The organism is Sinorhizobium sp. KGO-5, from assembly GCF_036245905.1.
In the GTDB taxonomy this organism is placed as follows: domain Bacteria; phylum Pseudomonadota; class Alphaproteobacteria; order Rhizobiales; family Rhizobiaceae; genus Sinorhizobium; species Sinorhizobium meliloti_A.
This window is the reverse complement of record NZ_BDIZ01000020.1, coordinates 1-7,613: the sequence shown is the minus strand read 5'-3', so window position 1 is coordinate 7,613 and position 7,613 is coordinate 1. Positions and strand designations below refer to the sequence as shown.

At 59.3% G+C, this 7,613-nt stretch carries 6 protein-coding genes and 1 tRNA gene; 3 read left to right on the top strand and 4 right to left on the bottom strand.

The genetic code is table 11. The features are described from left to right. Positions 1-318: 318 nt before the first annotated feature. From BHD07_RS31795 to BHD07_RS31780, 4 genes are all read right to left on the bottom strand, one after another. Positions 319-1,866, bottom strand: a complete 1,548-nt coding sequence (locus tag BHD07_RS31795; RefSeq protein WP_100673974.1) for a SpoVR family protein — start codon at positions 1,864-1,866, stop codon at positions 319-321. A gap of 12 nt (positions 1,867-1,878) precedes the next feature. Further along, positions 1,879-3,195, bottom strand: coding sequence for a YeaH/YhbH family protein (locus tag BHD07_RS31790; protein WP_018097853.1), 1,317 nt, complete (start codon positions 3,193-3,195; stop codon positions 1,879-1,881). A gap of 24 nt (positions 3,196-3,219) precedes the next feature. After that, positions 3,220-5,169: a PrkA family serine protein kinase gene (locus BHD07_RS31785; protein WP_018097854.1), complete on the bottom strand. Its 1,950-nt coding sequence runs from the start codon at positions 5,167-5,169 to the stop codon at positions 3,220-3,222. A gap of 584 nt (positions 5,170-5,753) precedes the next feature. Then, a tRNA-Leu gene (locus BHD07_RS31780) sits at positions 5,754-5,838 on the bottom strand. Between the two features lie 158 nt (positions 5,839-5,996). Here BHD07_RS31780 and lipB point away from each other — a divergent pair. From lipB to BHD07_RS31765, 3 genes are all read left to right on the top strand, one after another. Beyond that, positions 5,997-6,755 carry a lipoyl(octanoyl) transferase LipB gene (gene lipB, locus BHD07_RS31775; protein ID WP_018097855.1) on the top strand — a complete coding sequence of 253 codons (759 nt, stop codon included), beginning with the start codon at positions 5,997-5,999 and terminating at the stop codon, positions 6,753-6,755. A 183-nt stretch (positions 6,756-6,938) separates the two neighbouring features. Further along, a complete protein-coding gene (locus tag BHD07_RS31770) occupies positions 6,939-7,337 on the top strand; it encodes a helix-turn-helix domain-containing protein (RefSeq protein ID WP_100673975.1) in 399 nt (132 codons plus the stop codon). Between the two features lie 88 nt (positions 7,338-7,425). Continuing rightward, the coding region (locus BHD07_RS31765; protein WP_046066921.1) for an alcohol dehydrogenase catalytic domain-containing protein at positions 7,426-7,613 on the top strand (188 nt) is incomplete at its 3' end.

The window sequence follows — 7,613 nt, the reverse complement described above, 5'->3', positions numbered from 1 at the left end:
GGAAACCATCTTGGCCAGTGGCCCTGTGCGGCCACACCGAAAGGCCGAACATATGGAAGCAAGCGATCCGATCAAAAAATCTGCAAAAAACACTTGCAAGGGGGAGCCGTCCACATAAGGGATGAGGCGAAGAGAGCATCGCAGTCCTCCGATACGTTTCCTACAGCGCCGCGCGTCTTATGAGACGGCAAAGGTCGCTGTAGCACTACTCAAGGATTCATGCGCATCGCCATGCGTGCCGTAAAGCCGACCAGAGCTTCAACGCCATTATCCATCTCGCAGCAGCCGTCATAAACTCGAACTGAATCTCAACAGACCTTAGTCCGACAGCTCCTCCGTCGAGCACTCGTAGAGCGTCTCGCCGCTCTCCATGTCGACGCCGGCGAGGCTCACCTCGTAGCCCCACAGACGGCGGACGTGGCGCAGAGTGGCATCGCGGCTGTTCTCCTCCAGGAGCACTCCATTCTTTACATTGTGCTGCAATCGCAGGTGCCGGTCGCCCAACAAATCGACATCCATCACCTGGATGTCCGGCTGGCTGCTTCCGATGTCGTAGCTGCGGGCGAGAGCGCCGCGAATCGTTTCGTAGCCGCGCTCGTTATGGATGGATGCCACCTCGCAGAAATTGTCGTCCGCCTCGTCCGTCAGCAGGAAGAGACGAAACTTGCGGATCAGCGCAGGACTGAGGAATTGCAGGATGAAGGACTCGTCACGGTGGTTCGCCCAGGCATCGAGAAGCGTCTCGCGCCAATTGCCGGTGCCGGCGATTTCGGGAAACCAATCGCGATCCTCCGCCGTCGGCTCGACGCAGATGCGTTCGATGTCCTGCATCATGGCAAATCCCAACGCATAGGGGTTGATCCCCGGAAAGCGGGGATCGTCGAAGCCCGGCTGGAAAACGACATTGGTATGACTCTGGAGAATCTCCAGCATCGCGCCTTCGCTTATTTTGCCCTGGTCGAAAAGGCTGTTCATGATGGTGTAGTGGACGAAAGTGGCGCATCCCTCGTTCATGACCTTCGTCTGTCGCTGCGGATAGAAGTACTGCGCGATCACGCGAACGATTCGCAGTATCTCCCGCTGCCAGGGCTCAAGGATGAGGCTGGTCTTCTCCAGGAAATAGAGCAGGTTCTCTTCCGGGAGGTTCAGCGATTTTTTCCGCTCGGAGAGCTCCCGTTCCAATTGCGTGGGATCGTTGTTCTCTCCCGCGGGCGGAAGCGTTCTCCACAGGTCGCTAAAGGTCTGCTCTTCATATTCCAGCCTCTCGCGCATCCGCTCCTGCTCTTTTTCGGTCGACAGGCGCGGGGGCCGTCTGTAGCGGAACACGCCCTGCTCCATGAGTGCATGGGCAGAGTCGAGGATCGCCTCGACCGCCGTCGTTCCGTGCCGTTCTTCGCATTTGCTGATGTATTTCTTCGCGAAGTCCATATAGCTGAGGATCGCGCTGGCGTCGGTCCACTGCCGGAAGAGGTAATTGTTCTTGAAAAAATGATTGTGGCCGAAGGCTGCATGTGCGGTCACCAGGGCCTGCATGGCCATGGTGTTCTCCTCCATCAAGTAGGTGATGCAGGGATTGGAGTTGATCACCAGCTCATAAGCGAGGCCGCGCCGGCCCCTGCGATAGAGATGATCCTCGAAAACGAAGCGCTTCCCGAAAGACCAATGCTGGTACATGAGCGGCATGCCCACCGACGAATAGGCATCCAGCATCTGCTCGGAGGAGATGATCTCGAGCTGATTGGGGTATACGTCGAGACCGAGATCGCCGAGCGCGATCTCCTCGATGGCATCGTAGGTGCGCGCCAGCGTCTCGAAATTCCAGTCGGAACTGTGGAACAGAAGGTTTGAGGCGGCGCCCTTTGACATCCCGATCCCTTTTCACTTGCGCAATTGCATTTCCGGCTGCTTGCCGAAGAGTTTTCGGAAGACGGGGTAGATATCCGCCGGTTTCGCGATGCGGGTCATCTGAAAATTCGGCCATTCGCCGTCGACGGTGCGATAGGCCCGCCAGAGCGAAGTCCCGTTATCGGTAGTGCCGAAAATCTCCGTCTCTCGCTCATCGATAATCTCGACATAGGCGTAGTATTGGCAAAGTCCCATCAGTTCGTCGTGAAGCAGGGAAGCGCAGCGTTCGGAGTCGCCTGAGATATTCTCGCCGTCCGACGCCTGCGCGGCATAGATGTTCCATTCATGGGCAGGATAGCGCTCCCGGATGACGCGCAGCATCTCCTCCAGCGCGGTGGAAACGACCGTGCCGCCGCTCTGCTTGCTGTAGAAGAAGGTATTCTCGTCGACCTCGCCGGCCTCGTCGGTGTGCCGGATGAACACGATGTCGATCCGCTCGTAGCGCCGCTTGAGGAAGAGGTGCAGCAGCACGAAAAAACGCTTGGCGAGGTCCTTCTCCCGCTCCCCCATCGAAGCGGAGACATCCATGAGGCAGAACATGACCGCACTCGCATTGGGCAGCGGCTGCGGCTCGAACCGATTGAAGCGAATGTCCACGGGATCGACATAGGGAATACGCCGGCGCCGGCGCTCGAGACCGTCGAGCTTCTGGCGCAGTTCCTCCAGGCGCTGCCGGTGCTTGATGCGTCCGCGCGGCTCCGTCTCCAGCCCGGCAATCTCGTCGGCAATCGCTTCGATTTCCCGGCGCGACGGCCGCCGCAATGCGATGCGGCGGCCGTAGCTGTTGCGCATGGTGCGGCCGACATTGATGTTCGTCGGGGAGCCGCTTGCGCTGAAGCCGGCCCGCCGTCGCTTGAAGGTAACCGATTCCTTCAGATTGAGCTTTACCATGTCGGGGAGTTCGAGGTCCTCGAAGAAGAGATCGAGCACCTCCTCGCGCGAAAGGACGAACTGAAACTCGTCTTCGCTCTGACCGGTGCCGGCTCCCGCATTGCCCGCACCGCCGCCTGACCCCCTTTTGGGGATACGGTCTCCCGCCGCGAACTCCCGGTTGCCCGGCAGGACGTGGCGTCGCTCGCCGCTGTTGGAGTCCGGCTGAAAAGCCGGCTCGTTGACGCCGCGGGCGGGCATGGACACGTTCTGTTCGGCATCGACATCCGCGATCTTGCCCGACTTGACCCGCTCTTTGATGGTGCGCTTCAGTTCCTCTCGTGCCCGTTTCAGGAAGCGTTGCCTGTTACCGAGACTCTTATCCTTCGGATTGAGGCGACGGTCGATGAAATTCGGCATTAGCTAACCCCCGCATCCGCAGCCTCAACCCGCCTTGTTTACACGCATGTACCAGTCGACGAGACGCCGCACCTGCCGTTCGGTGTACCCACGCTCCTTCATGCGCTGTACGAATTCGACATGCTGCTTCTCTGTGGAGCTGTCCTTCTTCGACCCGAAGCTGATGACCGGCAACAGGTCTTCGACCTGACCGAACATGCGCTTCTCGATGACCTCGCGAAGTTTTTCATAGCTCGTCCAGGACGGGTTCTTGCCATGGTTCTTGGCCCGCGCCCGCAAGGTGAACTTGACCACCTCGTTGCGGAAGTCCTTCGGATTGGCGATGCCCGCCGGTTTTTCGATCTGAGACAGCTCACTGTCGAGGATCTTGCGGTTGAGGATCTGCCCCGTATCGGGATCCTTGAAGTCCTGGTCCTCGAGCCAGGCATCGGCATAGGCGATATAGCGGTCGAACAAGTTCTGGCCGTATTCGCTGTAGGACTCGAGATAGGCCTTCTGGATCTCGTGACCGATGAATTCCGCATAACGCGTTGCGAGTTCCGACTTGATGAAGTCGAGATAGGCTGCCTCCGTTTCCTTCGCAAACTGCTCGCGCTTGATGGCCTGCTCCAGGATGTACATCAGATGTACGGGATCGGCCGCGACCTCCTTCGTGTCGTAATTGAAGGCCTCGGACAGGACCTTGAAGGCAAAGCGCGTGCTGACGCCCGTCATGCCCTCATCGACGCCGGCAGCGTCCCGATACTCCTGCACCGATCGTGCCTTCGGGTCGACATCCTTGAGGTTCTCGCCGTCATAGACGCGCATCTTGGTGTAGAGAGACGAGTTCTCGTGAGGAACGAGCCGGGTGGATACGGTGAAGCGGCTCAGTATCTCCAACACCTCGGGTGCGCAGGGATTGCTGACCAGTTCGCTCTCGCGAAGAAGCTTTTCGTAGATCTGCTTCTCCTCGGTGACGCGCAGGCAATAGGGCACCTTGACCACCAGGATGCGGTCCAGGAACGCCTCGTTGTTGCGGTTGTTCTTGAACTGCAGCCATTCCGATTCGTTGGAGTGGGCGAGAATGGTGCCCTGAAACGGGAATGCGCCGAAGTTTTCCGTACCGTTGTAGCTGCCTTCCTGGGTCGCCGTCAGAAGAGGATGCAGAACCTTGATCGGCGCCTTGAACATTTCGACGAATTCGAGCAGCCCCTGCGTCGTGCGGTTCAGGCCGCCGCTGTAGGAGTAGGCATCCGGGTCGGCCTGGCTGTAGTTCTCGAGCTGGCGGATATCGACCTTGCCGACAAGCGAGGAGACATCCTGATTGTTCTCGTCGCCCGGCTCGGTCTTGGCGATGCCGATCTGACGCAGGCGCGACGGCATCAGCTTGACGACGCTGAACTTGGATATGTCGCCACCGACCTCGTCCAGCCGCTTGGCGGCCCAGGGAGAGATCAGGCCTGTCAGCCTCCTACGGGCGATGCCGTATTTGTCTTCCAGGAGATCGGCCATCCGTTCGGGATGGAACAGGCCGAGCGGCGATTCGAAAACCGGGCTGATCTTGCCGTCGACCATCAGCGTGTAGATCGGTCGCAGCTCCATCAGCTTCTTCAATCTTTCGGCGAGCGAAGACTTGCCGCCGCCGACCGGCCCCAGAAGATAAAGGATCTGCTTGCGCTCCTCGAGACCCTGCGCGGCATAGCGGAAGTAGCCGACGATCCGTTCGATCGTGTCTTCCATGCCGAAGAAGTCGGAGAAGGCCGGGTAGATTTTGATGGTTCGGTTTGCGAAGATCCGACCTAAACGCTCGTCAGCGCTGGTATCGACGAGAATCGGGTCTCCAATTGCGTCCACCATTCGTTCCTGAGCGGTGGCGTACATGCTTTTGTCATCGCGACATGCGAGGAGATATTCCTGTAGACTTATCTCTTCTTGCGCTGCACTCGTATAAATCTCCGAAAAGAGATCGAAGACGTCAGATTCACTCCTTTGCATCGTGCTCTCCCGCGGCGGGCCGCTTGGTTGAAACGGGCTCGCTGCCTTTCGGCATCTGCTTCAGGTGAACGGTTTTCCTAGCTTCAAAGTTCCTTCACGTAACCGACACTGAAACGGATACCGAAGCAGCAGCCAGCGACGAACATCCGCATATCAGTTCGGGACCGACCGATCGGCGCCTCATCAACGTTATGAGGCGCACTCCGCAAGACTCGTCGCTCTGTCACCCCATCATGCCGGCGCTTCTCGCGAATCCGTCATGACAAGCGAATCATAACTTGTCCCTGCTCATTCGCCGACTTTTTTTTTGCGATTCCACGAATTTAGCCATCAACAACATCGTGTAGAACGGTGATTTCGTGATCGGGCACCGCCATGTCGATGTCGTGGCGGGCGCTCCGCATCGGCACGGAGCAGAGACCTGGACGACGCTGTGGCCCGAGGCATGACGCCGAGCTGTTTTGCGCCGTAAATCCGAGAATAGTCCTCGCGTCCTACCGCGTCCAGCAACAACGTCGTGAAAGAGGATTAAAAATAAAAAAACCCACGGAACCATTTGGTTACGAGGGCTTCTTCATCTTAGATGGTGCGGTCGAGAAGACTCGAACTTCCACGGGTTGCCCCACAGCGACCTCAACGCTGCGCGTCTACCAATTCCGCCACGACCGCATCGTGGTAGGTGCCGATTGCGTCGGCGGGGCTGCATGTAGCAAAAGGATTCCGGGTGCACAAGTGCGTGACGACAGAAATTTGACGAGAAACAAAACTATTTCGATCGGCTCCCCGCGAACCACTGGAAACGCTGGACTCTTGCCGTCGGCGACCCCATGTACAGGCCGGAAAAAATCAGTATTCGCAAGGTTCCCATGCAACGCGAAGATCTTATCCAGAGCATGTTCGCTCCGCCGGATGCACCGCCGGTGCGGTGGCGCATTGCGCCTTCCCTCGTGGAATATCCAGAAGCCGTCGAGACGATGGAGCGCGAAGCCGCCGCGATCGCGGACGGCACCGCCGACGAGCTGGTCTGGCTGGTCGAGCACCCGCCGCTGTTCACCGCGGGAACCAGCGCCAACGCCGCCGACCTCGTGATGCCGGATATGCTCCCGGTTTTTGCCACCGGAAGAGGCGGCGAATACACCTATCACGGTCCCGGGCAGCGGGTCGTCTACGTCATGCTCGACTTGAAGCGCAGACGCCAGGACGTCCGCGGATTTGTCGCCGCACTCGAGAGCGTCATCATCGCCACGCTCGATTCCATGAACGTCAAGGGCGAACGCCGTGAAGATCGTGTCGGCGTCTGGGTGCGCCGCCCGGAAAAGCCGCCGCTCATGGACGGCACGATGGCGGAGGACAAGATAGCGGCAATCGGCATTCGCTTGCGCAAATGGGTGAGCTTTCACGGATTGTCGTTGAACGTCGATCCGGACCTTGAGCATTTCGGGGGCATCGTGCCTTGCGGCATTCGCGGCTATGGTGTCACCAGCCTCGTCGATCTCGGTCTGCCCGTCATGATGGCCGACGTCGATATCAGGCTGAGGGAGGCCTTCGAAAGGGTCTTCGGCCCGACCCGCATCGAGAACGAATAGCAGGGTCCCACGGCACGTTGCTCCGTTCGGAAACGTCGGCAAAGCCGCTTTTAGCCGTCTTTTTGCCGCTTCACATTGCCCCATCCGCAAGGAAAAGCCTATAAGCTCCCCTCACCTTCGCCCCACCGCGGGCAGTCAGGGTGCCTCGGCACCCGACAACGACAACAGGCGAAAGGAGCTACCATGCTGTTATCAACCGAGAATGCGATTGCACGTCTGCGTGAGACAGGAGACGGCGATACGCTGGGCGGTCGTATCTGGAGAGCGCGTGACGCGACGGGACTCTCTACGAAGGAGCTTGCCAGCAAGCTCGGTGTCCGCAGCGACACCATTTCCTCCTGGGAACGCGATCGCGCCGAGCCACGGGCCAATCGCCTGTTCATGCTGGCCGGCGTGCTTGGCGTGACGCCCGCCTGGCTGATGGCCGGTATCGGACGCGCACCGGATGATAACGCCGGAGATGCTTCGGGGGACGAACTTCGCAAGCAGCTGGATCTCGTAAAGAAGCTGCACGATCAAACCGCCGAGGCCATTTCGGCACTCGAGATGGAATTCGACCGCCTGAACCAGGACGTTCGGTGATCGGACAGGATTTTCCTCTTGCCGGTGGCGACCGGCGCGATATGACGGTCGCCCCGCCTCGTTGTTCTTAGTTTGATGGAGTAGAGAAATGGACGTACGCGCCGCCGTGGCCCTGGAAGCCGGCAAGCCGCTGGAGGTCATGACCGTGCAGCTCGAAGGCCCTCGGGCCGGCGAGGTGCTGGTCGAGGTGAAGGCGACCGGCATCTGCCATACCGACGATTTCACGCTGTCGGGGGCCGATCCGGAGGGGCTGTTCCCGGCGATCCTCGGTCATGA

Excerpts from the sequence above, each read along its gene's own strand:
- BHD07_RS31790 (WP_018097853.1), bottom strand. The coding sequence starts at position 3,195 with ATGCCGAATTTCATCGACCGTCGCCTCAATCCGAAGGATAAGAGTCTC.
- lipB (WP_018097855.1), top strand. The coding sequence starts at position 5,997 with ATGTACAGGCCGGAAAAAATCAGTATTCGCAAGGTTCCCATGCAACGC.
- BHD07_RS31785 (WP_018097854.1), bottom strand. The coding sequence starts at position 5,169 with ATGCAAAGGAGTGAATCTGACGTCTTCGATCTCTTTTCGGAGATTTAT.
- BHD07_RS31795 (WP_100673974.1), bottom strand. The coding sequence starts at position 1,866 with ATGTCAAAGGGCGCCGCCTCAAACCTTCTGTTCCACAGTTCCGACTGG.
- BHD07_RS31770 (WP_100673975.1), top strand. The coding sequence starts at position 6,939 with ATGCTGTTATCAACCGAGAATGCGATTGCACGTCTGCGTGAGACAGGA.